The 25751-nt window shown below is 74.8% G+C and carries 20 protein-coding genes; 12 read left to right on the top strand and 8 right to left on the bottom strand.

Translation table 11 applies throughout. The features are described 5' to 3' along the window. The first annotated feature begins 76 nt into the window (after positions 1-76). Positions 77-1294 (top strand): PucR family transcriptional regulator, encoded by a 1218-nt coding sequence (locus tag MRBLMG1_RS18900; RefSeq protein ID WP_367825232.1) that lies wholly within the window; start codon positions 77-79, stop codon positions 1292-1294. Positions 1295-1517: 223 nt separating this feature from the next. Beyond that, on the top strand, positions 1518-2915 hold the full coding sequence (locus MRBLMG1_RS18895) for a DUF5685 family protein (protein WP_367825231.1): 1398 nt from the start codon (positions 1518-1520) through the stop codon (positions 2913-2915). Positions 2916-2973: 58 nt separating this feature from the next. Here MRBLMG1_RS18895 and MRBLMG1_RS18890 read toward each other — a convergent pair whose 3' ends face one another. Both MRBLMG1_RS18890 and MRBLMG1_RS18885 read right to left on the bottom strand, forming a co-directional pair. Next, positions 2974-4245 carry a tetratricopeptide repeat protein gene (locus tag MRBLMG1_RS18890; protein ID WP_367825230.1) on the bottom strand — a complete coding sequence of 424 codons (1272 nt, stop codon included), beginning with the start codon at positions 4243-4245 and terminating at the stop codon, positions 2974-2976. A 51-nt stretch (positions 4246-4296) separates the two neighbouring features. After that, on the bottom strand, positions 4297-7812 hold the full coding sequence (locus tag MRBLMG1_RS18885; RefSeq protein WP_367825229.1) for a CHAT domain-containing protein: 3516 nt from the start codon (positions 7810-7812) through the stop codon (positions 4297-4299). Between the two features lie 157 nt (positions 7813-7969). On the opposite strand from MRBLMG1_RS18885, the gene MRBLMG1_RS18880 reads away from it, so the two are divergent. The 4 genes from MRBLMG1_RS18880 to MRBLMG1_RS18865 all read left to right on the top strand — a co-directional run bounded on the left by MRBLMG1_RS18880 (position 7970) and on the right by MRBLMG1_RS18865 (position 12681). Then, entirely contained in the window at positions 7970-8398 is a 429-nt protein-coding gene (locus MRBLMG1_RS18880; RefSeq protein WP_367825228.1) for a hypothetical protein, read from the top strand. Next, positions 8395-9306: a hypothetical protein gene (locus MRBLMG1_RS18875; protein ID WP_367825227.1), complete on the top strand. Its 912-nt coding sequence runs from the start codon at positions 8395-8397 to the stop codon at positions 9304-9306. Before MRBLMG1_RS18880 ends, MRBLMG1_RS18875 begins: the two co-directional genes overlap by 4 nt. Before the next feature lie 202 nt (positions 9307-9508). After that, entirely contained in the window at positions 9509-11155 is a 1647-nt protein-coding gene (locus MRBLMG1_RS18870) for an alpha/beta hydrolase (protein WP_367825226.1), read from the top strand. Between the two features lie 320 nt (positions 11156-11475). Beyond that, the gene (locus MRBLMG1_RS18865; RefSeq protein WP_367825411.1) at positions 11476-12681 is read left to right on the top strand and encodes a glycosyltransferase; all 1206 of its coding nucleotides are present in this window, start codon (positions 11476-11478) and stop codon (positions 12679-12681) included. Between the two features lie 138 nt (positions 12682-12819). On the opposite strand, the gene MRBLMG1_RS18860 is transcribed toward MRBLMG1_RS18865, so the two are convergent. Next, positions 12820-15090: an MMPL family transporter gene (locus tag MRBLMG1_RS18860; RefSeq protein WP_367825225.1), complete on the bottom strand. Its 2271-nt coding sequence runs from the start codon at positions 15088-15090 to the stop codon at positions 12820-12822. 175 nt (positions 15091-15265) lie between these two features. Here MRBLMG1_RS18860 and MRBLMG1_RS18855 point away from each other — a divergent pair, with 175 nt between their 5' ends. Both MRBLMG1_RS18855 and MRBLMG1_RS18850 read left to right on the top strand, forming a co-directional pair. Further along, positions 15266-16438: a sensor histidine kinase gene (locus MRBLMG1_RS18855; protein WP_367825224.1), complete on the top strand. Its 1173-nt coding sequence runs from the start codon at positions 15266-15268 to the stop codon at positions 16436-16438. Beyond that, the gene (locus MRBLMG1_RS18850) at positions 16413-17075 is read left to right on the top strand and encodes a response regulator (RefSeq protein ID WP_367825223.1); all 663 of its coding nucleotides are present in this window, start codon (positions 16413-16415) and stop codon (positions 17073-17075) included. The genes MRBLMG1_RS18855 and MRBLMG1_RS18850 overlap by 26 nt, the downstream gene beginning before the upstream one ends. Positions 17076-17162: 87 nt before the next feature. Here the strand turns inward: MRBLMG1_RS18850 and MRBLMG1_RS18845 are convergent, their stop codons facing one another. Beyond that, positions 17163-18596 carry a glycosyltransferase 87 family protein gene (locus MRBLMG1_RS18845; protein ID WP_367825222.1) on the bottom strand — a complete coding sequence of 478 codons (1434 nt, stop codon included), beginning with the start codon at positions 18594-18596 and terminating at the stop codon, positions 17163-17165. 113 nt (positions 18597-18709) lie between these two features. Here MRBLMG1_RS18845 and MRBLMG1_RS18840 point away from each other — a divergent pair, with 113 nt between their 5' ends. Continuing rightward, positions 18710-19879, top strand: a complete 1170-nt coding sequence (locus MRBLMG1_RS18840) for a molybdopterin-dependent oxidoreductase (RefSeq protein WP_367825221.1) — start codon at positions 18710-18712, stop codon at positions 19877-19879. Positions 19880-19884: 5 nt separating this feature from the next. Then, positions 19885-20280 (top strand): hypothetical protein, encoded by a 396-nt coding sequence (locus MRBLMG1_RS18835; protein ID WP_367825220.1) that lies wholly within the window; start codon positions 19885-19887, stop codon positions 20278-20280. A 127-nt stretch (positions 20281-20407) separates the two neighbouring features. Here MRBLMG1_RS18835 and MRBLMG1_RS18830 read toward each other — a convergent pair whose 3' ends face one another. Genes MRBLMG1_RS18830 through MRBLMG1_RS18820 form a run of 3 tightly spaced genes read right to left on the bottom strand, consistent with a single transcriptional unit; the run spans position 20408 to position 22400 of the window. Next, positions 20408-21073 (bottom strand): class I SAM-dependent methyltransferase, encoded by a 666-nt coding sequence (locus MRBLMG1_RS18830; RefSeq protein ID WP_367825219.1) that lies wholly within the window; start codon positions 21071-21073, stop codon positions 20408-20410. After that, positions 21070-21714 carry a TIGR04282 family arsenosugar biosynthesis glycosyltransferase gene (locus MRBLMG1_RS18825; protein WP_367825218.1) on the bottom strand — a complete coding sequence of 215 codons (645 nt, stop codon included), beginning with the start codon at positions 21712-21714 and terminating at the stop codon, positions 21070-21072. The genes MRBLMG1_RS18830 and MRBLMG1_RS18825 overlap by 4 nt, the downstream gene beginning before the upstream one ends. Further along, complete coding sequence (locus tag MRBLMG1_RS18820; RefSeq protein WP_367825217.1) at positions 21711-22400, bottom strand: glycosyltransferase family 2 protein; 690 nt, start codon at positions 22398-22400, stop codon at positions 21711-21713. The genes MRBLMG1_RS18825 and MRBLMG1_RS18820 overlap by 4 nt, the downstream gene beginning before the upstream one ends. 125 nt (positions 22401-22525) lie before the next feature. Between MRBLMG1_RS18820 and MRBLMG1_RS18815 the strand changes: the two genes are divergently transcribed. Continuing rightward, positions 22526-23254, top strand: coding sequence for a response regulator transcription factor (locus MRBLMG1_RS18815; protein ID WP_367825216.1), 729 nt, complete (start codon positions 22526-22528; stop codon positions 23252-23254). After that, positions 23251-24378, top strand: coding sequence for a sensor histidine kinase (locus tag MRBLMG1_RS18810; protein ID WP_367825215.1), 1128 nt, complete (start codon positions 23251-23253; stop codon positions 24376-24378). Before MRBLMG1_RS18815 ends, MRBLMG1_RS18810 begins: the two co-directional genes overlap by 4 nt. 254 nt (positions 24379-24632) lie before the next feature. On the opposite strand, the gene MRBLMG1_RS18805 is transcribed toward MRBLMG1_RS18810, so the two are convergent. Continuing rightward, positions 24633-25694: an NAD-dependent epimerase/dehydratase family protein gene (locus MRBLMG1_RS18805; RefSeq protein ID WP_367825214.1), complete on the bottom strand. Its 1062-nt coding sequence runs from the start codon at positions 25692-25694 to the stop codon at positions 24633-24635. Between the last annotated feature and the right edge of the window lie 57 nt (positions 25695-25751).

Here is a 25751-nt window from a genome sequence, read left to right as displayed (position 1 = left end):
CACCACCGGGCGGCAATGTGCAAACTGCCCCGTCCCTGGCGGCCTGTGTGGCGATCTGCACCCGTACGATGAGGGGATGTCGTGGCAGCCGCCTTCTCCCCGAGTGCGGGAACTGATCCGCCGGGGTGCCGAGATCGCGCTCAACCCCTCGGACGACTGGCTCGCCGAGCTGGACGCGGCGACCCTGGCCGGCGGGGCCAGGGGGCAGATCGCCGACGATCCCGTGCTGGCCGCCGGAACGCGCCGGACCAACCGCTCCAACCTGCTGTTCTGGGCGGCCTCCAACGTCCGAGCACCGGGCGAGCCGGTCCCGGCCAACGACACGGAGGCGCCCCTGGCCGTCGCCCGGGACATGATCCGGCGCGGCCTGGACGAGTCCGCCCTGGACGCCTACCGGGTCGGCGAAAGCGTCGCCGTACGGATGTGGACGCAGATCGCCTGCTCGCTCACCAGCGATCCGCAGGAGCTCTCCGAACTCCTCGACGTGTCCCTGCGCTCCATTGCCGCCTTCGTGGACGACACCGTGGGCGCGATCTCGGCCCGCATGCGCGTCGAGCGGGACGAGCTCACCCGCGGCACCCACGCGGAGCGCAGGGAGGCCGTCGCCCTGCTGCTCGAGGGGGCGCCGATCACGCGGGAGCGCGCCGAGAGCCTGCTGGGCTACCGGCTGCACGCGACACACACCGCCGCGATCGTGTGGACCGTCGCCCCCGACGCCGACCTGAGCGGGCTCGACCGGGCCGCGGACGCGCTCGCCGGGGCCGCCGGCCAGCTGCGCCCGCTGAGCGTCATCGCCGGCGCCGCCACCCGCTGGCTGTGGGTGCACGGTCGACCCGACGGCGACCGGGTGCGCGCCGCACTGGACGAACTGCCGGACGTGCGGGTCGCGATCGGATCCACCGCGCCGGGCGTCGACGGGTTCCGCCGCAGTCACCTCGACGCCCTGACCACCCAGCAGATGCTCACGCGTCTCACCTCGCCCTCACGGCTTGCCTTCCACCACGAGGTCGAACTCGTCGCCCTGCTCACCGCCGACCCCGAACGCGCCGACCGGTTCGTCACCCGCACCCTCGGCGACCTGGAGACCGCACCACCCGAGATCACCGAGACGCTGCGCGTCTTCATCGCCGAGCAGTGCAACGCCACCCGGGCCGCCGCCCGGCTGTTCACCCACCGCAACACCCTGCTCCGCCGACTGGCCCGCGCCGACCGGCTCCTCCCGCGCCCCCTCGCCGAGCACACCATCGAGGTCGGCACCGCCCTCACGGTCCTCCAGTGGCGCGGACGCCCCTGACACCGCCGGCCGCCCGGCGTGCTCTTCTCCGGGAACGGCCGGTGGGGCGGGCACCCTCTAGGATGTCGGCCGCGCGTCGATGTCACGTGCGGTAGGCGTCACGTGCGGTCGGTGTCACGTGCGGTCGAACCGCGTGTGCCGTCGTGCCTCATGTGCCGTCGTGCGTCCGTGAGCCTTCCGGCCGGATGCGCGCGGGGAGCAGTTTCTACGGGGGAGAACTTCGGTGTTCGGAATCATCAGGCCGTGCCGCCATCGCCTGGGCGAGGGCCTGCGCAGCGAGTGGATGGCGCATCTGTGCGGGCTGTGCCTGGCGCTGCGCAGCGAGTACGGGCAGTTCGCCAGGGTGGCCACCAACTACGACGGCCTGATCGTCTCGGTGCTGACCGAAGCGCAGTCGGAGCGGACGGGGGACTGGCGCCGGGGTGCCGGTCCGTGCCCGCTGCGCGGGATGCGGTCGGCGGACGTCGCGCAGGGCGAGGGCGCGCGGCTGGCCGCGACGGTGTCGCTGGTGCTGGCCGCGGCGAAGATACGTGACCATGTGGCCGACGGCGACGGCCTGGTGGGGCGCCGCCCGGTGGCGCTGGCGGCACGCCGGATCGCCCACGGCTGGGACCGCGCGGGCGCCGCGGGCGGCGACCGGCTCGGCTTCGACACCGCGGTGCTGCTCGAAGCGGTCGGACGCCAGCCGGAGGTCGAGCGGTCGACCGGGCCCGGCGGGTCGCTGCTGACGGTCACGGAGCCCACGGAGACGGCGACCGCGGCCGCCTTCGCGTACACCGCGGTGCTCACGGACCGGCCGGGCAACACCGAACCGCTCACGGAGGCCGGTCGCCTGTTCGGCCGACTGGCGCACCTGCTGGACGCGGTGGAGGACCTGGACGCGGATCGGGCGTCTGGAGCGTGGAACCCGATCGCCGTCACCGGCGCGGACCGTGCCGAGGTGCGCCGGCTGTGCGACGACGCCGTCCATGGAATCCGACTCGCCCTGTCCGACGCTGAGTTCGTCGACGCGCGGCTGGTACGGGCGCTCCTCGGCGGCGAGTTGGAGCGCGCCGTCGACCGGGTCTTCGACCCCCGCCGCCGTCATCACCAGCACCGCCGCCAGGCGCGGGCCCCGCGCATGCTGCCCTGGCTGGGACGCCGTACGGCCACGGAGACGGCCTCCGAGGCCGGCACGGGCACGACGTGCGGCGTCGGGGCGCTCTCGGGCACGGCCCCGGAGGGTGGGGCGATGGCCTCCGGCCGGCCGGAGGGGCAGTGCCGCCGGTGTCACGAGTGGGGGCGCCTGTGCGGCGACTGCCGGTTGTGCTACAACTGCTGCCGCTGCGACGACGACGGCGGCCAGGACGACGGCGAGCCCATCCAGTTCGGCGACGGCAACCGCGACGGCGGTTCCGGCCGGGAAGGTTCCGGCCGGGACGGATCCGGCCGGGACGGCTCCGGCGGTGACGGCTGGTTCGGCGGCCGCGGCGGCGGCAACTCCGGCGGTTCGTCCGGTGGTTCGGGTGGCGGGAACGGCTTCGGCGGCTCCGGTGGCTCCGGCGGCGGATCGGGCGACGGCTGCGGCGGAGGCGGCGGTTGCTGCAACCCGTGCAAGTGCTGCTGCGATTGCTGCGACTGAACGACGGACGCGCCGGGTGGCACCCCGGCCATGGAGGGCCCGGCCGCCCGGTGTCGCCTCAGCGGGATTCCTCCCGTAGCCAGGCCAGCTTCTCCTCGGCGGCCCGCTCGCGGGGGTGTCCCGGCCCGTAGATGCGCCGGTAGTCGCGGACGCAGCGATCGAGGAGCGCGGCGGCCTCGGCGTGCTGTCCCACGTCGATCAGGACGTTCGCGAGGTTGTCCCGGGTCGACACGGTGTTCGGGTGGTCCTCGCCCTGCAGGGCCGCCCGGCCCGCCAGGACGTCCCGCAGGACGGGGACGGCGTCCTCTTCGCGCCCCATGGCGTGCAGGACGGCAGCCAGGTTGTTGCGCGCGGTGAAGGTGCTCTCGTGGCGCGGACCGAAGGTCGCCTCGAAGGACCGGATGACGGCGCGGAGGTGACCCTCCGCCTCGCTGTGGCGGTTCAGCCGGACGAGTACGGCACCGAGATTGGCCCGGGCCGCCGCGGTGCGCTCGTGGTCGGGCCCGTAGCGCTGCTCCAGTCGGGGCACCAGGCCGCGCAGCGCCCGCTCGGACTCCTTGTGGCGGCCGCACTTGATCAGCGACGAGGCGTGCGAGTTGGCGGCGCTCAGCACGTCGGGATGATCGGGCCCGAGCAGCTTGGTGCGCCGCTCCCACACGTCCCGCTGCAGCGGTTCGGCCTCGGGCGCGCGCCTCAGGTCCTCCAGGACGGTGGCCAGCCCCGCCGCGCTGCGCAGCGTGTCGGGGTGGTCGCGTCCCAGGGTCTCCGACTGGCTGCGGAAGGTGTCGCGCCAAGCAGATTCGGCGAGTTGCAGCTGTCCGGTCCGGTGGAGCACGTCGGCGAGTTCGGCGGAGGTGCGCAGCGTCTCCTCGTGACGGGGTCCCAGGACGGTCCACTGGCCTCGGGCCACCTGCTGGTAGAACGTCACCGCCTCCTCCCCGCGCCCGGGGGTCGACGCGAGGACCCGGGCCAGCTCGCGCACCGCGTCGAGCGCCTCCGGATGCTCGGCGCCCAGCCGTGCGACGACGGCACGGGCGCGCAGGGTGTGCCACTCCTCGGGGGAGATCTCGACCTGCGCGATCTCGTTCTGCGGGCCGCCCTCCGTCACCTCCGTGACGGTGATGCGTCCGCCGACCGGCCGCCAGGCCCGCCCCTCCCGCTCCTGTTCCGGCTCCTGTTCCGGCTCCTGTTCCTGCGGGTACGCCTGCTCCGGCTCCTGTCGCCGTACCTGATTCTGCTCCTGTTCCCGGCCGGCTCCTGACGATCCCGCCGTGACGTCCGCGCCGCTCTCCGCGTCCTCCCGAGGCGTCCTGCGCCACCACCGGCTCATCGTGACCATCTCCTTGTGTGCGTACGGTCCGGACGGTTCGTACGAGCGCCCTCAGGCACCCGCGTGTACGTGGGCGGCCCACAGGCTCGGGCTGGCGGCGAACGCGGTGCGGCACTCCCGGACCGCCTGGTGCAGTGCGGTCGCCGTCCGGCCGTGGTCCAGGGCAGGACCGCCGTCGCCGTCGCCGGTGCGCAGCCCGCGGTAGAGGAGGCGGGTGACGCGGACGGCCACGGCGTCGTGCACCGGCCAGAGCGTGCCGACGGCGTGGGGATATCCCGCGAGCTGGAAGGCGGAGGTGATGTGGATGGCCTCGTCGGCGAGGTCCCCGTCGGCGCGCGCCGTCTCGCAGGCCGAGAGCACCGCGAGTCGCGCGGCAGGCAGGTCGAGACGGGCGATCTCTCGGACCGTCAGCGGCCGTGTCGCATGGTCGTGTACCAGCAGCCGGCCCGCCGACGGGTCCGCGGGGTCACTGACCCCGTGGCAGGCGAAGTGGACGCAGGAGTGGTCCGGCAGGGCGGCCATGACCTGGTCGAACGTGGCCCCCTCCCCGCACAGCACATCGGTCGGCAGCAGCGCGCGCAGCGCCTCCACCTCGCGTAACGCCCCGCCGAGCGGCCGCGCTCCCGGGGTTTGTGGCAGGGCGACGGCGAGGAGCCGGCCGGACGGCGAAGGGACGGCGGCCCGGTCACGGGCGTACTGGAGAGCCCTGACGGTGGGCGTGTAGGAGGAGACCACACGGTCCATGACCGTTCGCGGCCCCAACTCGTCCGCCCGCCGCGGCGCGGTGTCGGTGCTGTCGCCGTGGTGACCGGCCGCGTGCAGCGGCAGGGCGGCCAGCGTGCCGCCCGGCGACCACCACAGCCGGGGCAGCCCGCCGTCCGCCCGAGGAGCGCCGGACAGCCCGAGCCGGTCGAGCACCGGACCGGTCACGTGGTCCCACGTCCATGCCAGCACCTCGGCGACGGTCCGCTGGGCGGCCTTGTCGCGGGCCGGGTCCCTCGCGTCGGCGAGCGCCTGCCGAAGCCGGTCCGCCTGTGCGCCGACCGCGTCCGGCGTGGCCCGCGGCAGCGATACGAGGAGGACGCCCCCCGGACGCAGGACCAAGGCGTCACTGCGGTAGCCGCTGCAGTAGGCGAGCACCACCGGGCCGTCCGCCGCGCACGCGAGCAGCGCGTCCTCGTCCGGCGCGGCGAGGAAATCGGCGAAGCCCGGTGCCCCGCGGATCTCGGCCACCAGCTCTTCCAGGCGGCTCGCCAGCGTGTGCCGCCGGTCCGCGGTACCGGGCGACAGCCGCCCCAGGGCCGTCTCCGCCGCGTCGGCGGCCTCCAGCGCGTCGAGCCGGTCACGGAGCGAGGTGAACCGCTCGGCGAGGCCCGGATGAGCTCCCCGCAGCCGTCCGATCCCGTCCCGGGTGGCCATGGCCCGGCTCAGCAGGACGCCCCGGCCCTGCTCCAGGAGCACCACCGCGTGTTCCGGCCGCCCCGCGTTGACCGCGCACGCCGCGGCCTCGGCGGCGAGACCCCGCACCCGGGACAGGCCGCGCTCCTGGTCGCCGCGGGCCAACCGGCCGGACGCGGCGAACGGCAGCAGTCCCAGGGCTGCTTCATGACCGCGCACCGCCTCGTCCCAGCGGAGTCCTGCCGCCGCGGCCGCTCCCCAGTCCCAGGCCGCCAGAACCCGCTCGTAGGCGGGCATGGCCTTCGTACCGGCGGCCTGCCGGTAGGCGTCCTCGGCGGCCCGCAGCACGCCCGGGTCGCCGTCCCGGTGGTGGAGGGCACGCAGCGCGTCGCCGTACGACCGCAGGAAGGAGCCGTGCGTCGAACCGCCCTCCGGAACGGCCCAGACGGCCCGGCCCAGATCGCTCACCGCCTGCTCCAGGAGCCCCTCGCGGGGGCTGTGGTGATGCATCGTCAGCCGGGCCGATCCGACGTTCGACAGTACGAGTGCCAGCGTCGGATCGCCGTACGGCACCTGCTCGGCGGCCTCCTCCAGGAGGACGATCGCCTCGTCCAGGTCCGCTGTGTCGGCGCTCCCGTCGAACCGGGCGCGCAGGGCGTTGGCCAGGTGGTTCAACCGGTCCGCGCGGACCACGCCTGCCCGTGGGGCCAGTGCCAGTGCGCGACGGGCCGCGGTGACGGCCTCGTCCGCGGCGCCCGTGTCCCCGGTCGCGCCGTGCCAACTCTGGAGCACCACACCGAGGTTGGCGAGGCGCACGACCTGCGCGGCGGCGGAGGCCGGCGTCGCGTCGAGCGCGTCGCGGGCAAGCAGGGTGGCTTCCCTCAGGGAGTCCAGGTCGTCCGTCTGCAGGGCCCGCTCCCGCAACGTCACGGCGAGGTTCGCCAGGGTGTCGGCGTACGGGCCGGTGCCCGGCCGCTGCCGCGCCAGGGCGGCCCGCAGCACGGCGATCGCCTCGTCGAGCACTGCCGCGTCCCCGGTCGCCTGGGCGAGCCGATGCAGGGTGTTGCCGAGGCTGTTCATCCTGGTGGCCCGCTCGGGGGCGTCGGCGGCGTACAGCGGCAGGGCCTCGCGCAGCAGCCGCGCGGACTCGCGCAGCAGGCCGGGGTCACCGTCGTCCTCGGCGGCCAGACGCAGGGCGACGCCCAGACCGGCGAGCCGCTCGGGACGGTGCGGGTGGCCGGCGGGTGTCTCGGCCAGGGCGGTGCGGTGCACCTCCAGCATCTCCGCGCGGTGCGCGTCGTCGGTGTGGTGATCGTGCCACTGCCGAAGGCCCTGGGAGAGGTTCGCCAGCACCAGCGGGCGTACCGCGCTGCCCGGCGGGCTCTCGCGCAGCGCGGCCCGCCACATGGCCAGGGCTTCCTGCAGGGCCGCTGTGTTGCCGCCGTGCAGATAGGAGCTGTGCAGCGCCGTGGCGAGGTTGGTGCGGTAGCCGGGCCGGTCGGGGGAGCCGGGCGGCAGGATCTCCAGTGCGTCCCGCAGGGTACGGATCGCCCGCGCGATGTCCGCCCCGTCGGACGTCCCGGAGCCCTCGCCGCCGTGGCCGCCGCTCCTCTGCCGCACCTGCAGGGCCTCGGCCAGCGAGGCCAGCGTCCGCGCGCCGGTCGTGGCGTCCTGCGGCAGGTCCGCGGCGCGATCGAACAGCTCGACCGCCCGGTCGAGATCGTCGGCATGCCCGTGGAGGTCGAAGCGCTGACGGTACGCCAAGGCGAGGAGGACCACGTCCTGGGGGCGGACGCGATCGGCTGACAAATGCCCGGGGAGCAACTGTCCGGCGGATAAACGCTCGACGGGCAACTGCCCGGGGCGCGACTGCCCGGCGGACAACCGCTCGGCCGGCACCCGCTCGTGGCCGAAGGCGATGACCGCGGCCAAATCGTCCGCGTCGCCCGTCAGTTGCCAACGGCGGTGCAGGGCGATCAGGAGATTGCCGGCGCGGCCCGGCACGGACGCGTCGCCGGGCTCCGTGGCCGCGAGTTCCCGGCAGTACGAGCGGATGGCCTCGTCGAGCACCTCGCGGTCGCCCGTCCTCAGGTGGAGCAGCAGCAGTTGATCGGCGCCGGGCCGTCCGCCGACTCCTCCGGCTGCTGTCGCATCCGCCGCGCTGACCACGACCACCCCCGGTTGACGCCGCCCAGGACCGCGCGTCCTCCGCGCGACTTCCACGGCCCGGCCCGTGTTCACGATAGCCAAGAAGCCCTCGGATCGCCGAGGTCCGCCCCTACAATCGGCACGAAGCGGCAACCGGCGTCCGAGGGGGAGCGGGAGCGTGGCGAACACGACCGACGGGGCGGACCCGGGCGATGCGCGGCTCGGTGAACTCTGCCGCCGGCTCACCGACCGCTCGCCGGACCTCGGCGCGCTGGGCGAGCCGGGGGCGCGGCTCGTCGAGGCCATCGTCGCCGCCCTGCGCGACGGCCGTTCGCCCGAGCAACTCGGCGAGCGACTGGACGAGTTGGAAGAGCTGCTGCTGGCCGCGGGACACAGCGCCGGGCTCGGCTCGTACCGCACGACGCCCCCGCCCTCCGTTCCCGGCTTCCAGAGCCTGCCGGTGGCCGGCCCCGGGCATCCCGCCCTGTACGTGCTCGCGTGTCCCACAGGCCGATGCGGACGCGTGGAGGCCCCCGACGCGGACGCCCCCGACCCGCCCGCCTGCGGCATCATCGACGGTCCGCTGAACGTGGTGCCCCTCCGGTGACCGGCGCCTTCCTCAGCGCACTGGGGGGCCGCATCGCCGAGCGGTGGCTGACGCTGCTGGCCCTGCCCGGACTGCTCTTCATCGCCGCCGCGACCACGGCGACGGTGCTCGGCCACGAACACTGGTCCGACATGGGAAAGTTGCGGACCTGGCTCGACACGCTGGCCGCTTCCCCCGCGTCCCGGAGCGCGGGAACCATCGCCCTCGTCGCCCTGGGAGTGCTGCTCGCCGCGGCCGCGATCGGCACGGCAGCCCAGACCCTCGGCGCCGGAGTGGAACTCCTCTGGTGCGCCGAACCCCGCGGGCCCCTGCTGCGCCGCCTCGCCGCCCGCCGGCTGCGCACCTGGCGCGCCGCCGACGCCGCGTTCCGCGCCGCACTGGTCACCGCCGGTCGGGCCCGCATCGCCGGGGCGGACGACGCCGACCGGCTCGCCGGCCTCGCGGAGAGCCACTTCGCCGCCCGCGACCGCATCGCCGCCGCCGCGCCTCGCCATCCCTTCGCCATGGGCGACCGGCTGGCCGCACCCGGCCAACGGCTCTGGCGCGTGTACCGCCTGGACCTGGCTGCGGCCTGGCCCCACCTCTGGCTCCTCGCCGCCGACGGCACACGCGCCGAACTGCACGCCGCCCGCGTACGGTTCAGCGCGGCGGCCCGGCTGAGCGCCTGGGGCGCGGGATACCTGCTGCTCGGCGTGTGGTGGTGGCCCGCCGCCCTCGTCGGGATCACCGCCGTCGCCGCGGGCCTCCATCGCGGCCGGACCGCCGCGGCCGCGTTCGCCGAACTCACCGAGGCCCTGGCCGACCTCCACGTGCGCGACCTGGCGGCCGCCATGGGCATCGACTCCGCACCTGCCATGGACCGCGCACTCGGCGAACGCCTCTCCCATGCCCTACGCAAGCCCGCCTGACGCCTCCCGACGCCTCCCGACGCCGCCCGGGCGGCTGCCGGCCCGCGGGTTCACCCCTGGGGAGGCATGCGGCGGCAGCGGTCGAGGTCGGGTCCTCCCTTGGGTGGAGATGATGCCGTCCTTCGGGGGGATTCGGACAAGTCCCTTATGAGAAAGGCTGCTTGGGACCGACCGTCCACCTCACGCGAGGATCTCCATCACCGTGCGAAGCAGACGAACAGTGCCCGCCTTGGCCCTCGGCGCCATCGCGACGCTCCTCCCTGTGCTCACCCCCGCCGTGGCATCGGCGGCCGGACCGGCGCCCCGGACCGCCACCGCGACCGGCGTCACGCCTTCCGTCGACCCGCTCGCCCGCTACGGGCGGCAGAAGCCGCGCTGGAGTCCCTGTGACGCCGGAGGGCCGGCGGAGTACGAGTGCGCGACGGTCGAGGTGCCCCTCGACTACGCCCGTCCGAACGGACGCACACTCGACGTCGCCGTGTCGCGGACGAAGGCGACCAGCGCCCGTGACCGGCGCGGTGTGCTGCTCCTGAACCCCGGCGGGCCCGGCGGATCGGGCCTCGACATGCCGCTCTGGATGGCGCCGATGCTGTCCGACGACGTGAAGAAGCGGTACGACCTGATCGGCTTCGACCCCCGGGGTGTCGGCCGGAGCGCCCCGGTGAGCTGCGGGCTGAACGACGACGAGAGGGCGTGGCAACGCCCGTACAAGGCGGAGACGTTCCGGAAGGACGTCCAGTGGGCGCGGACCGTCGCGGAGAAGTGCCGGGCGCGGAACGGCGCCGTCCTGCCGCACCTCACCACCCGCAACACCGCACGGGACATGGATGTCATCCGTGAGGTGCTCGGCGAGAAGAAGATCTCGTACCTCGGCTATTCCTACGGAACGTATCTGGGAGCCGTCTACACGCAGATGTTCCCGAAGGGCGCCGACCGGTTCGTGCTCGACAGCGCGGTCGACCCGGAGCGGATCTGGCGCGGCATGATCCGGATATGGGCCGAGGGGGCGGAACCGGCGTTCACGCGGTGGACCGCCTGGGCGGCGGAGCGGAACGCGACGTACGGGCTCGGCGCCACCCCTGCCGAAGTCGGTGCGACGTACTGGGCGCTGGTCGCCCGTGCGGACCGCGAGCCGATCGTGCTCGACGGCGTCGCCCTGTCCGGCGACGACATCCGGCTCGGGTCGCGGGCCGTGTTCTTCGACGTGGCGTACGCCGCCGAGACGGTCGTGCGGCTCAAGGACGCCGCCGAGGGCCGGACTCCGGCGCCGGCACGGAGCGGTACGCCGCTCGCCCCCGTACCGCCGCACTCCGCCCGCGCCGCCGACGCACCGGCCGACGAGCCCGCCGTCCCGGCGGACAACATGGACGCGGCCTTCTGGTCCGTGGTCTGCGCGGACACCCGCGCCTGGCCGCATGACCCGGAGCGGTACCGGCGCGACGCCACCCGCGACAAGGCGAGGTACCCGCTGTACGGGGACTTCGCGTCGAGCATCAAGCCGTGCGCGTTCTGGCGGGACGGCTCCGAACCCGCCACCAGGGTGAACAACTCCGTCGCCGCCCTCGTCCTGCAGAACGAGTGGGACTCCCAAACACCCCTGGCCAGTGGCCGGGGACTGCACCGGGCCCTGAAGGGGTCCCGCATGGTCACCGTCCTCGGCGGCCAGGGCCACGGCGTCTACGGACTGGGATCCTGCGCCGACGCGACCGCCACCGCCTACCTCACCACGGGCCGCCTGCCCGCCGCCGACCTCACCTGCCGAACCCCGCCCGATCACACCGGCCGCTCCACCCCGCTCCCGCTGCCGCCCCTCCCGCAGCGCCTCCCGATCGGACAGGACCACTTCTGACGGCACCCCCTCCTACCTGAGGGCGGGGCCCCACGAGACGGGGCGCCGCCCGTGCCAGGCGGGGCGGCGATCGTGGGTAGCGCGCCGGGCGGTCGCCGCCCCGACGCGGCCGGCAGAGTCGCTCCGGCTGATCCGGGGCCACGCCTACGGCCGGCGCGTCCGCACCACCGACGGCACGACCACCTCGCCCATCTCCACGAACTGCCGCTTCAGGGCCCCCGCCGCCTGAGCCTGACGGACGGTGGGCGCGCCCCCGGTTTCCGGTCCTACGGTGGTGGTGCGTCCGGGTGGGGCAGACTGGCGGCGTGCGCATCGTGATGATGACGGCGGGTTCGCGGGGCGACGTCGCGCCGTACACGGGTCTGGGTGCCGGTCTCGTACGGGCCGGGCACGAGGTGACGCTGGCGACGCACGCGGTGTTCGAGCCGCTGGTGGCGGGGTCGGGGGTGCGGTTCCGTCCGCTGCCCGTCGATCCCCGTGCGGAACTGCACTCCGCGCGGGGCCGGCGGCTGCACGACGCGAGGACCGGTGCGGGGAAGCTCGTACGGCTGGCGTACATGGCCCGTGGCGCGGTCGACGAGATGACGGCGGCCCTGGTGGAGGCGGCGCGGGAGGGCGAGGTCCTGCTGGTCGGCGGGGCTCTGGGGCCGCTCGGGTACGCGCTCGCCGAGGGTCTGTCGGTGCCCGCGCTGGGGCTGCACCTCCAACCGCTGCATCCGACCGCGGAGTTTCCCGCTCCGGTCCTGGGGGTGCGGTCCCTGGGCCCGGTGGGGAACCGGCTGAGCGGACGGTTCGTCATGGCGTCGGTGGAGCTGATGTTCTCCGACGCCGTACGGTCACTGCGGCGACGGCACGGACTGGCGACGGCGGGCCGGTCCCGGCGGCCGCGACCGGTGCTGCACGGATACAGCGAGCTCGTCGTCCCCCGGCCCCGGGACTGGCCCGCCCCTCTCGAAGTGTCCGGGTACTGGTGGCCGCACGAGACCGGGCAGCTGTCGCCAGAGCTGGAGGACTTCCTCGCCGCCGGGCCTCCACCGGTCTTCGTCGGACTGGGCAGCGCCACCGTCCCCGATCCCGAGCGGGTCAGCCGCGAGATCGTCACCGCGCTGCGCGCGGCGAACGTGCGCGGGATCGTCCAGCGGGGCTGGGCGGGGCTGGGTGCCCACGGCGACGACATCCTGACCGTCGACGAGGTGCCGCATTCCCTGCTCTTCCCCCGGACTGCCGCCGTCGTCCACCACGCGGGCGCGGGCACGACCGGCGCCGTCCTGCGAGCCGGCGTGCCCACCGTCCCGATGCCGGTCCAGTTCGACGCGGCCTTCTGGGCCTCCCGACTGACCGCGCTGGGCACCGCTCCCGCGGTCCTCCCGCTGCGACGTCTCACCTCCGGGTCCCTGGCCGAGGCCCTGCGCCGGGCGACGCGGGACGGCTCGCACGCCGCCCGCGCCCGCGCGCTGGCCGACCGCCTGGCCCTGGAGGACGGCGTCGCACCGGTGCTCGCCGCGCTCGACCGGCTGGCACGCTGACGCCGTCCCCGCGACGATCCCGCCCACCTTCACGAACAACTCGGCGCCAGGCCGAAGGGAGCGGCCTCGAGGAGCGAAACGGGCACACTCATCTCACGAGGTGCCGGAGGCCATGGGCGGGCGCGGGCAGGAGGGGAGTCAACGGTCAGCCAGCCGTGGACGCGGGGCCTCGCCCGCGGGTTCCGCGCCGGTGTCGTCGGTGCCGACCGGGCCGCGGGGAAGCAGCCGGTCCAGCCACTTCGGCAGCCACCAGTTGGTCCGGCCGAGGAGTGTCATGGTCGCCGGTACCAGCACCATGCGGACGACCGTGGCGTCGATGAAGATCGCGGTGGCCAGGCCGAGCCCGAACATCTTGGTGGAGGGGTCGTCGGCGACGGCGAAGGACAGGAAGACCGCCACCATGATGAGGGCGGCCGAGGTGATGATCCGGGCGGTGCGCGAGACGCCCTCGACGATCGCCGTGCCGTTGTCGCCGGTGCGCAGGTACTCCTCGCGTACGCGGGAGAGGAGGAACACCTCGTAGTCCATCGACAGGCCGAACAGGATGGCGAAGAGGAACATCGGGATGAACGACACGATCGGAACCGTCGCTTCCAGCCCGATCAGTGCGCCTCCCCAGCCCCACTGGAAGACCGCGACCATGATGCCGTAGGCCGCGCCGATGCTCAGCAGATTCAGCAGTACCGCCTTGAGGGGTACGAGCATCGAGCGGAAGATCAGCATCAGCAGCAGGAACGACATCGCCAGCACGGCGGCGACGAACATCGGCAGGCGTTGGCTGGTGCGTCGGCCCACATCGGACAGGCTCGCGGCGGCGCCGCCGACGTGGGCTCTGGCCGGGCCGTGCCCGATCGCCGTGGGCAGCACGTCGGTGCGCAGCCGGGCGATGGTGTCGGCCGTGGCCTTGTCCTGAGGGCTGGTGGTCGGGAACACCACGAGGGTCGCGATGCCGGTGGCCCGGTCGACGTGCGTCGGCGCGACGGATGCGATGCCCGGATCCGCCGCGACCGCCGCGACGAGTCGGTCCAGCACTCCCGGATCACCGGCGGGGTCCGCGGCGATGACGAGGGGACCGTTGGTGCCCGGGCCGAACCCCTCGGCGACGAGGTCGTAGGCCCGGCGCTCGGTACGGCTGTGGGGCAGTGAGCCGTCGTCGGGCAGGCCGACGCGCAGGCCGAGCACGGGCAGCGTCGCGGTCAGCAGCAGCCCCGCCGCGCCGATCGCGTACGGCACCGGGTGCCGGCTGACGTGCCCGATCCAGCGCCGCCAACCGGCGGCGTGGGCTTCGCCCGCCGCCGTGTCCCGCCGTCGGCCGAGGCGGCCCGACCGCCCGGCCCGAAGTGCCCGGCCGATCCGGCCGGCCCGGCCCAGCCGCGGGCCCGCCGCGCCGAGGAAGGCCGGCAGCAGCGTCACCGACGCGAGCACCATCGTCAGGACGACGATCGAGACGGCAACCCCGCCCACCGTCATGAACGGCACGTTCGCGACCGCGAGGCCGAGGATCGACACGACGACGGTGCCGCCGGCGAAGACCACCGGCCGCCCCGCCGTTGCCACCGCTCTTCCGGCCGCCGCCTGCGGATCGAGCCCGCACGCGAGGTACTCCCGGTGCCTGGCGAGCACGAACAGCGCGTAGTCGATGCCCACTCCGAGCCCGACCATGCTGCCCAGGACGGGGGCGAAGGTCGGGACGTCCGTCACCCCCGCCAGGACCGTCATCGTGGCGACCCCGACGGTCAGCCCGAAGACCGCCATGCCGATCGGCAGCGCGGCGGCGACGAGTGAACCGAACGCCAGGAACAGGATCGCGGCCGCGGCGAGGAGGCCGATCAGCTCGCTCGCGCCGCCGTCGGGGTCGGAGAAGGCGTAGAAGAGGTTCCCGCCCATCTCGACGCGCAGGGGCAGCTCGGCGCGCAGCCGGTCGCCGAGATCGACGAGGGCGTCGAGGTCTTCGGCCGACAGCCGGCTCTGGTCGGGGTACTGCACCCGGACGACCGCGATCCGCCCGTCGGCCGAAACGAGGCCGCCGCGCACGGCGGTGTCCCCGCCCGCGTCGAGCGCCCCGGCCGGGTCGCTCGTACCGAGCACGTGCGGCAGCCGCTTCACCTCGGCCCGCAGCCGCGTGAGAGCGGTGCGCGCGCCGTCGTCGTCGAAGAACGTCGCACCTGCGTCGACGGGGGTGACGACCACTTGGGCGGTCATCCCCTCCTGTCCGGTGCCGGCCCGCTCGATCAGTTCCGCGGCCCGCTGGGAGTCCAGTCCCGGAGCGGTCATCGAGTCCGCGGTCCGCCCGCCGAAGGCGACGGCGGCGAGCACGACGAGCGTGGCGGCGATCAGCCATGCCGCGATCACCCGCCAGGGATGGCGGGCGGCGCTTGCGCCCAGGCGCAACAGGGCTTTCGAGAGCATCGGGTCCTCCAACCACCTCGTCGGCCGTCCGTGTACGGCCTCCGATACAGAGGCTCGCCGCCACGGCGCTCCGCGGCATCGGCCCGCGGGCCGCGGATCCGTCGGCCCCAGGGCGGAGTGACGACCCGTCCTTTCGGCCGATGCGCGGCACGCCGCTGCCCCTAGGCTGAGAACCGTGCTCCGAGACGACGTGCGAAACCTGTGGACCGAACCCCGGCCGCCCGACGCGCCCGCCCGGGTGCGGCGGGACTGGGCGCTGCTCGCCGCGGGCCTGGCCGGTGTGGCGCTGGAGGCCACCCTGCGCGAGAACGTCGTGTGGCGGCCGGTGGCGGTGGTGTTCACCGTATGGCTGTGCCTGCTGCTCCTGTGGCGCCGGACCCGCCCCCTGGCGATGGTCACGCTGGCGTTCGGCTCGGTGATCCTGCTCCAGCTGGCCTCGCTGGTCGCCGCACCGCGCGAGTCCGTCGGCCTGTACACCAGCACGGTCGTGGTCGTGCTGGTGTACGCGCTGCCCCGGTGGGGATCGGGACGCGAGATCGTGCTGGGCGGCGCGGTGATCCTCGGGGCCAGCGCGCTGTGTTCCGTCACGGACGAGACCCCGGTCGGCGAGAACGTCGTCGGCTTCGTCTTCCTGCTGCTGCCCGGCGTGGTCGGGGCTGCCGTGCGGTTCCGGGTGACCGCTCGCGAGCGGCAGTTGGAGCAGGTGCGCTCCCGCGAGCGCGAGCAGCTCGCCCGGGAACTGCACGACACGGTGGCCCACCACGTGTCGGCCATGGTGATCATCGCCCAGGCGGGCCGGGTGCTCGCGGGCACCGACCCGTCCGCCGCCGTCGAGGCGCTGGAGGGGGTCGAGGAGGAAGGGGCGCGCACGCTGGAGGAAATGCGCGCCATGGTCGCCGCGCTGCGCGACCGCGGGGTCGGCGCCGAGCTGGCGCCCCCTGCCGGAGTCGCGGATCTGGAGCGCCTGGTGCGCACCCCGGGTGGTCGCCTCAGGGTCGACCTGGGGCTCGACGGCGAACTGGACGCGCTGCCCCCGGCCGTGGACGCGGCCGTCTACCGGATCGTGCAGGAGTCGGTGACCAACGCGCTGCGCCATGCGGTCGACGCGACCGAGCTCGTCGTTCGGGTCGCCGCGGAACGGCACACGGTACGGGTGAGCGTGCGCGACGACGGCCGGCGCACCGGCCGGGGCCGCGACGGATACGGACTCACCGGCCTGCGCGAGCGCGCGACCCTGCTCGGCGGCACACTACGAGTCGGCCCGGGGACCGACCGGGGCTGGCATGTCGAAGCCGAACTGCCGAGAGTGAGGACCGAGAGCGGTGTCCATTCGCGTCCTCGTCGCTGACGACCAGACGATCATCCGCACCGGGTTGCGGATCATGCTGAACGCCCAGCCCGGCATCGAGGTGGTCGGCGAGGCCGCCGACGGACAGGAAGCGGTATATCTGGCCCGCGAACGGCGCCCCGACGTCTGCCTGTTCGACATCCGCATGCCCGTACTCGACGGGCTCGAGGCCACCCGGTTGGTCGCCGGCCCGGGCGTCGCCGACCCGCTGGCCGTGGTCGTCATCACCACGTTCGACCTGGACGAGTACGTCTACGGCTCCCTGCGTGCCGGCGCCCGCGGATTCCTCCTCAAGGACACGGGACCGGACCTTCTGGCGCAGGCCGTACGGTCGGCGTCCGACGGTGAGGCGCTCATCGCGCCCAGCGTCACCGTCCGTCTGCTCCAGGCATTCGCGGACCTGCCCGCCGGCCGGCCCGTGGCCCAGCCGGTCTCCCCCGTCACCGCCCGCGAGGAGCAGGTGCTCCTCGCCGTCGCTCGCGGGCTGACCAACACCGAGATCGCCGATGCGCTGCACATCAGCCTCAGCACGGTGAAGACGCACCTGGCCAGCCTGATGGCCAAAGTCGGCGCCCGCAACCGGGTCGAGATCGCGATGTGGGCCTACGAAACGCGCCGTATCCTCCCCGGACCCTGAGCCGGGTGCCGGGCTGTGTCCCATGAGTCCCCGCCCGGCGACAGTGCACCGGTCGGATCACGTCGGCCCCCCAGGACCACCCGGTGATCACGGCTCGATACGCGCCCCGGAGGGTGTCTTGCCGACCATGCCGGGCTCGCGGGGCTCGGCCGACAGGGACGAGGAGTCGGGGCCGTACGCTCCCGGGCGACGCCGCCGCCACGCGCCGGCGCACACCGCGAGCGCCGCCGTGCCGTACGCCGCCGTCACGACGCCCGCTCCCGCGACCGGAACCGAGAGGTAGGCGACCGCGCCGGCGAGGGCGACACAGGACCATTCCCAGCGGCCGTCGAGCGCCACGAGCGCGACGAGCAGCAGGGCGTACCAGGAGTAGCCGGGCGTCAGGAGGAGGAACGCCGTCCCGGTGGTCACCAGGGCACCTCGCCACGGGCGTTCGGCATCCCCGCGCAGGACGACCAGGGCCGACACCGCGGCGAGACCGAGCAGGGCGGCGGGCAGCGCCCACGCGTCGGGCAGTACGAGGCGCAGCAGGGCGTACCGGCCGCCCGCGCCGGCGTCGTCGTAGCCTTCCTCCTCCGCGTAGCCGCCCAGGTATCCGAGCACCGAGCCGTGCGAGAGCAGCACGTACGGCAGGTACACGGCCGTGACCGTGGCGGCGGTGGTGCCGAGGACCGTGAAAGCCGTACGAGGGCTCCGCACCCCGGACAGCGCCCCCGGTACCAGCAGCATCGGCAGGAGCTTCGCGGCGATGGCCAGACCGAGCAGTGCCCCGCCCACCGCGCGCCGCCGGACCACCACGACGAGCGCGGCGACCGAGAGGAGCACGGCGAGGACGTCCACATGGGCGTTGTTGACGCCCTCCACGGGAACGGCCGGACACCACGCCCACCAGGCCGCCCGGCGAGGATCGCCCCGACGGCGCAGCACGAGCAGCAGCAGAGCGGTGACGGCCAGGGACAGGGCGGCCCCTCCGATCTGGAGGGCTTTGTGACGGGCATCCGACGGCGAGGCGGCGTGGAGGAGAAGGAACCAGCCCTCGGCGACGGGCGGGTAGATGGTGTGGACGGCGGGCCGGTTGATGCGCGTGCACAGGCCGTCGGCGAGCCCGGCCAGGCCACCGCTCCGCGCGCAGGCCCCCCGATCGGGGAAGAGCCAGGGATCGCGAAGCCCGGCGAGTTCGGCGTCGCCGGGGGCGTGGTCGTACGGGGAGATTCCGGCGGCCTGCACGCGGCCGTCCCACGCGTACCGGTAGGAGTCCGTGCTCGTACGCGGCGGCGCCACCAACCCGGTGACGGCCACCGCTACCGCCCCCGCCAGGACCAGGGGCACCACCGCGCGAACGGGGGCACGGCGCAGGGCGAGCACGGCCACGGCGAAGAGGCCCCACGCGGCCGCGTACCCGGTAAGGAAGCCGACACCGGTCGTGTGGCCGTCCAGCAGGGCGAGCAGCGCGGTGGTCAGAGCGGCGAGGACCAGGGAAGTGACGAGGACCGCACGGGTGAGGAGGCTGACACGAGGCATGGGCGCAGCCTGGCAGCGCCCCCGGCCTGGGGACGGGCGACCCGTCGGGGCGTTCGGGTTTCGTAAGGTGTCGAAGCCCCCACGGGGCCCGCCCCGGCGGTGTCATGGAGGGCATGACCTCCCCCGAGCCCAGGCCGCGCCGCATGCCGGCCGAGATCATCCGACCCCCGGTCTTCCGCGGCCCGCTCCACGACGCCCGCACGGCGACGTCCGTCGGCCGGTGGCTGGGCCTCGCCTTCGCCGTCTGCTTCGCGACCGGGATCGTCAGCCACTACCTCCAGCGGCCGCCCGCCTGGCTCGCGGACCGGCTGCCCGGGCGGCCTGTGGGGGGATACGCGTTCACCCAGGGCCTGCACGTCGCCACCGGGCTGGCGGCGATCGTGCTGCTCCTGGTCAAACTGTGGGCGGTGTACCCGCGGTTGTTCGTGTGGCCGCCGGTCCGGTCGGTGCGGCACGCCCTGGAGCGGCTGTCCGTCGCCGTGTTCGTGGCCGCCGCCGTCCTCGAACTCGTCACGGGGCTGCTCAACATCGTGGAGTGGTATCCGTGGCCCTTCTCGTTCGTCCCGGTGCACTTCGCCGTCGCCTGGCTGGCCGTCGGCTCGATCCTGCTGCACATCGCGGTCAAGGCCCCTGAGATCAGGGACCATTGGGGTCGGCGCTCGGCAGGGACGCTCGCGCTGCCGGCGGAGGACGCCGTCGACAGGCGTTCGCTGCTCCTGGCCACGGGCGGCGCGATCGGCGTGGTGACGCTGACGACGGTCGGTCAGTCCTTCACCCCGCTGAAGGCGTTCGACATGCTCGCGCCCCGGCACCCGGACCACGGCCCGCAGGGGCTGCCGGTGAACCGGACCGCCGCGGCGGCCGGAGTGTCGGCCCACCGCCTGGCCGAGTGGCGACTCGACGTCGTCGGCCCGCGTCCGTACGCGCTCACCCTTGCCGAGCTCCGGGCGGTGCCACAGGTGGACGTCCGGCTGCCGATCGCCTGTGTCGAGGGCTGGAGCGTCGACGCCGACTGGGCCGGGGTGCGGGTGCGCGAGCTCCTCGCGCGGGCCGGCGGACTGCCGGGCACCGCGGCGCTCCGGGTGACCTCACTGGAGGCGGGCGGCGCCTACCGGGTGACGGAGCTGGGCGCCGCGTACGCCGACGACCCGCTCACCCTCCTCGCGCTCACGCTCAACGGGCAGCCCCTCTCCCTGGACCACGGCTTCCCGGCGCGGATCATCGCCCCGGGCCGGCCGGGCGTGCTGCAGACCAAGTGGGTTCACCGGCTGGAGGTGCTGTGAGGAGCATGCGGACGCTCAGGTACGGGATCGGCGGGGTCGGACTCGCCCTGATGGGGCTCGGGGCGTGGCTGACGGCCGGCGAACCGGAGCCGCTCGGTGTGCTGGTGTGGCTGGCGGGCGCGCTCGTCCTGCACGACGGAATCCTCGCGCCGCTCGTCCTCGGCGTGGGACTGCTCCTGGTCGGACGGAGCCGACGGGGGCTGCTGCGCGGCGCGTCGGTCGTCGCCGGCAGCGTGCTCCTGGTGACGCTGCCGCTGCTCGTACGCCCCGGTGCGCCGGCCAACCCGTCGGTGCTGCCCCTTCCGTACGGGCGGAACCTGGCGATCGTCCTGGCCGCCGTCGCGGTGGTGACGGGCGTGCTCTACCTCGTACGCCGCCGCCGGGACGTCCCGCCGCGGTGAGAGGGCTGCCGGCCCTGGCGAGAAGGCCACCCACGGTGGTGAGGAGGCTGGCCACGGTGGTGAGGATGCTGCGCGCGCCGGTGACGGGTCGGCCTCGGTGGCGTACCCGCCCCGAGGCCGACCGAGGTCAGGGGCGGGCCGCCGGGGACTGCTCGGGCACGAGGGTCAGGAAGGGGCGGCCCGCCACCGTCCACCGCGTCGCCACGCTCCAGTCGGCCTGAGCGGCGTGCGCGGCCAGCGCCCGCGTGCCCACCCGCGCCCAGGGGAACGGCGCCCCGCTGCCGCCCCGGCCGTCCTCGACGCGGACCTCGCAGCGCTCGTCGACGTCCACGGGCACGCACTCGGCGATCACGGCCCCGGCGGGCGCCACGATCTCCCGCAGCCGCCGCAGCAGGGCGGCGGGGTCGCCGCCGATCCCGACGTTCCCGTCGATGAGCAGGGCCGTGTCCCAGCGGCCTTCCGCGGGCAGCGGGGCGAACACCGAGCGGCACAGGGCCGTCCCGCCGAGCCGTACGGTGCGGTCCACCGCCGCCGGGCTGAGGTCGATGCCCAGCGCTCGCCTGCCCTGTACGGCGAGGGCGGCGACGAGGCGCCCGGGGCCGCAGCCGACGTCCAGGACGGCGCCCCGGCAGTGGTCCAGGACGGACCGGTCGGCCTCGTCGGGGGCCTCGCACCAGCGCTCGACCTCCAGGGGCAGCAGCCAGCCGTCGTCGCGGCGCAGGAAGAGCGGCCCGCGGCCTGCCCGCAGCGCGTCGGTGTACGGGTCGGAGCGCCACGCCGTCGCCGCCGTCACGCGCCCACCTCCGACACCGCGGCCGTCAACTCGGCGTGCCGTGCGGCGAAACGCGTGCCGGGCGCCTCCGCCGCCACCCGCCGCGCGTCGTCCGCGGTGTCCACGTCGCGCAGGAGCGGCAGCGCGCCGACGCGAAGCCCGGCCGCGCGCAGCCGCTCGTACTGGACGGCGCCGGTGTCGGGGCGCGACATCGGTACGCCGCGCAGGAGCGCGGGGGCGGCGACGGCGACAGGGTCGGCGAAGCCGAGGGCCCAGAAGCCGCCGTCCGCGGCCGGGCCGAACCAGGCGTCGTATGCGTCCCACCGGAGTGCGGGGGCCAGCAGCTCCGGGGTCACCTGCGGAGTGTCCATGCCGATCAGCAGGGCGGGTCCGGCGCAGCCGGCGAACGCGGCGGCGAGCCGCTCGTCGAGCCCGCCCGCCGCCTGGGGGACGACCTCGAACCCGGGCGGCAGCCACGGACCGGGCTCCCCGTCGAGGACCAGCACGTGTCGCGCGGCCGGGACCAGGGCCGCGGCACCCAGGGTGTCGGCGAGGGCCACCTCGGCGAGCGAAGCGGCCTCCTCGGAGGTGAACGGGGGCGTGAGGCGGGTCTTCACCCGGCCGGGCAGCGGCTGCTTGGCGATGACGAGGAGGGTGGTCACGGACGGACACCCGCCACGGGTGCGAGCGGCGGCTCGTCGAGGACCCTGCGCATGTCGTGCACGGCCTGCCACGTCCCCCGCCAGGTGCCGGTGACCTTCGAGCGGCCCGACCGGGGCAGGTACGGCACGTCGACCTCGCTGACCCGCCAGCCCGCGTCGGCGGCCCGCACCACCATCTGGAGGGGATAGCCGCTGCGCCGGTCGGTGAGCCCGAGGCCGAGGAGCGCCTCGCGACGTGCGGCGCGCATCGGACCGAGGTCGCGCAACCGGACCCCCGTGCGCCGGTGCAGCAGCCAGGACAGCGCCAGGTTCCCCGCCCGGGCGTGCGCGGGCCACGCACCCCGTCGGGTGGGACGACGCCGGCCAAGGACGAGATCGCCCCGGCCTCCCGCCACGGCTTCGACGAAGCCCGCCAGGAGGCCGGGGTCGAGCGTGGCGTCGCAGTCGCAGAAGCAGACGAACTCGGCTTCGGCGGCCAGGAGCCCGGCGTGGCAGGCGGCCCCGAACCCGCGCCGGGGCTCGTGGACGACGGTGGCACCGAGGCCCGCCGCGAGCGCGGCCGATCCGTCGGTGGAGCCGTTGTCCACGACGATGGCCCGCCATCCGGCGGGGACGCGGCCGAGGACCCAGGGCAGGGCCTCGGCTTCGTCGAGACAGGGAAGGACGACGTCTACGGTCAAGGTCACGGGACCCACCGTAGGAAGTGAGCGGCGGATCGGGGCCGCGGAAGTCCTTACGAAACGCGGACGTCACCCGAGGTGCCCCAGGAAGCCATGGCCGGACGGTCCCCGCGGGTGCGACGCTGTGCGGCATGAACGAGAACACCGGCCCGGCGGACCGGGCCCGGATCCTGGTCGTGGACGACGACCCGACGGTGGCCGAGGTCGTCACCGGCTACCTGGAGCGGACCGGCCTCACCGTCGAGCACGCCGGCGACGGCACCGACGCCCTGCGACGCGCCGCGGAACGCCGACCGGACCTCGTCGTCCTCGACCTGATGCTGCCCGGCCTGGACGGTCTGGAGGTGTGCCGCCGGCTGCGCGCCGACGGGCCGGTGCCGGTGATCATGCTGACCGCGCGCGGCGACGAGGAGGACCGGATCACCGGCCTGGAGGTCGGCGCGGACGACTACGTCACGAAGCCGTTCAGCCCGCGCGAACTGGTGCTGCGCGTGGAGTCCGTACTGCGCCGCAGCCGGTCGGCGGCCGGGGCCGTCGTCCGGCCGGGGCTGCGGGCCGGGGACCTCGTCGTCGACCCCGCCACCAGACGGGCGACACGGCGCGGCGCCGAGATCGCCCTCACGCTGAGGGAGTTCGATCTGCTGGCGTTCTTCCTGGAGCACCCCCGGACGGCACACTCCCGGGAAGACCTGATGCGGAGGGTGTGGGGCTGGGACTTCGGCGACCTGTCCACGGTCACGGTGCACGTCCGCCGGCTGCGGTCGAAGATCGAGGACGACCCGGCACGGCCCCTCCTGATCCAGACCGTGTGGGGTGTCGGCTACCGCTTCGAAGCGGGCCGCGAGGAGGGGGCGGCGTGAAGGACGTACTCCTCATCGCCGCGTTCGCTCTGGCCGGCGCCGTATGCGCCGGCGCGGCCGGTGCCGTCGTCCTGCGGCTCGTACGGCGCCGCTCGGTCGCGGTCTCCCTGACGGTCGTCGCCGCCGTCACGGTCACCGCCATGCTCGCCGGGACGCTCGCCGTCGCCCAGGCGATGTTCCTGTCGGCGCACGACCTGTGGGTCGTGACGGTCGTGGTGGCGATGGCGGCCCTCGTCTCGCTCGGCACCGCCCTCGTCCTCGGCCGCTGGGTGGTGGCCCGCAGCCGCGCCCTCGCCCGCGCCGCGCGGGACTTCGGCGACGGCGGCAGCTTCTCCGCCCCCGACGGCGCCGCCACGGCCGAACTCGCCGCCCTCACCCACGAGCTGGCCGTCACCAGCGCCAAACTCGAAGCGTCCCGGGCCCGCGAGCGCTCCCTCGAAGCCTCCCGCCGTGAGCTGGTCGCCTGGATCTCCCACGATCTGCGCACCCCGCTCGCCGGCCTGCGGGCGATGGCGGAGGCCCTGGAGGACGGCATGGCCGCCGACCCCGCCCGCTACCACCGGCAGATCCGCACCGAGGTCGATCGCCTCGCCGCCATGGTCACCGACCTGTTCGAACTCTCCCGCATCCACGCCGGTGCGCTCTCCCTCAGCACGAGCCGCGTCTCCGTGTACGACCTGGTGGGCGACGCGCTCAGCGGCGCCGACCCGCTCGCCCGCGAGCACGGAGTACGGCTGGTGGGGGAGGAGGTCGCCCCCGTACCCGTCGAGGTCGACGGCAAGGAGATGACCCGCGTCCTGGCCAACCTCCTCGTCAACGCGATCCGGCACACCCCGGCCGACGGAACGGTCGCGGTCGCCGCCGAACGCCGTGCCGACTCCGTCGTGCTGTCCGTCACCGACGGCTGCGGCGGCATCCCCGTCGACGACCTGCCGCGCGTCTTCGACACCGGCTGGCGCGGCACCGAGGCCCGGACCCCACCGGCCGGCGCGGGACTGGGCCTGGCCATCGTCCGGGGCATCGTCGAGGCCCACGCCGGCAGAGCCGAAGTCCGCAACGTCCCCGGCGGCTGCACGTTCGAGGTGACCCTCCCCGCGGCGCAGGAGCAAGTGTCGGTGACGTAGCGACGGGAGCGACGGACGCGGGGGCGGGCCCTGTCGGGAGGGGCGGGAGCCCCTCCGCCCGGCGGGGCATCGCCGGGCGGAGGGGGCTGCCCGCGGGCGCGGGCGGACGCCCGCGAGGGTGGGCCCCGCGCCGTCCCGTGCGTGGCATCGCCCGGCGGAGAAGCGCCCTGTGCGCGGCGGACTCCGGCGCTCCCCATGACGGGCCCATGCCCCGCGCCGTCCCGTTCTGTGCCGCCGGCCCCGCCGTGGCCAGGTCAGCCGAGCAACGCCGAGGCGCGCTGGTCAGCGAGGGCGAACTCGGCCATGCCCTCGGCGAAGCCGACCCCGGGCCGCCAGCCGAGGTCCCTGCGGAGCCGGGACGAGTCGGCGGTGATGTGCCGGACGTCGCCGAGCCGGAACTCGCCGGTCACCACCGGCGTCGGGCCGGCGCCGGCACGGGCGAGGGCCGTCGCCATCTCGCCCACGGTGTGGGGGTCGCCGCTGCCGGCGTTGTACGTGGTGAGGGAGCCGGAGGGCCGACTACCGGTGCTCTCCAGCGCGAGGACGTTCGCGGCGGCGACGTCGCGCACGTGGACGAAGTCCCGGCGCTGACCGCCGTCCTCGAAGACGCGGGGCGCCTCGCCGCGCGCGAGCGCGGAGCGGAAGAGGGACGCCACGCCGGCGTACGGGGTGTCGCGAGGCATGCCGGGGCCGTAGACGTTGTGGTAGCGCAGCGACACCGCGGTCCCGCCCGTCGCGCGGGCCCAGGCGGCCGTGAGGTGCTCCTGGGTCAGCTTCGTGGCCGCGTACACGTTCCGGGGGTCGGCCGGCGCGTCCTCGTCGACCAGCCCGGGGGCGAGGTCGGATCCGCACCCGGGGCAGCGCGGTTCGAAGCGTCCCGCGGCGAGGTCGTCGGGGCGGCGGGGCCCGGGCCGGACGACTCCGTGACGGGCACACTCGTACCGGCCCTCCCCGTACACGACCATCGACCCGGCGAGGACCAGCCGGCGTACTCCCGCCTCGGCCATCCGCGCGAGCAGCACGGCCGTGCCGAGGTCGTTGCAACCCACGTAGGCGGGGGCGTCCGCGAAGTCCTTGCCGAGTCCGACCATGGCGGCCTGGTGGCACACCGCGTCGACGCCGTCGAGGGCGGCCTCCACCGCCGTCGCGTCCCTGACGTCGGCGTGGAGGAACTCCGCGGCGGGAGGCTCGGGGGCCACCCGGTGGGCGCCGGGCAGCAGGGAGTCGAGGACCACCGGCTCGTGCCCGGCCGCGGTGAGAGCGGTGACGATGTGCGAGCCGATGAATCCGGCTCCGCCTGTGACGAGTACGCGCATGACGGGCACGCTACGGACACCACGTGCCGAAAGGCCTCGGCCGCGCCGCGCCGTAAG

This window comes from Streptomyces sp. LMG1-1-1.1 (assembly GCF_040815545.1).
GTDB lineage: Bacteria > Actinomycetota > Actinomycetes > Streptomycetales > Streptomycetaceae > Streptomyces.
The sequence above is the reverse complement of the archived record's forward strand: the minus strand, read 5'-3'. Positions and strand labels throughout refer to the sequence as shown.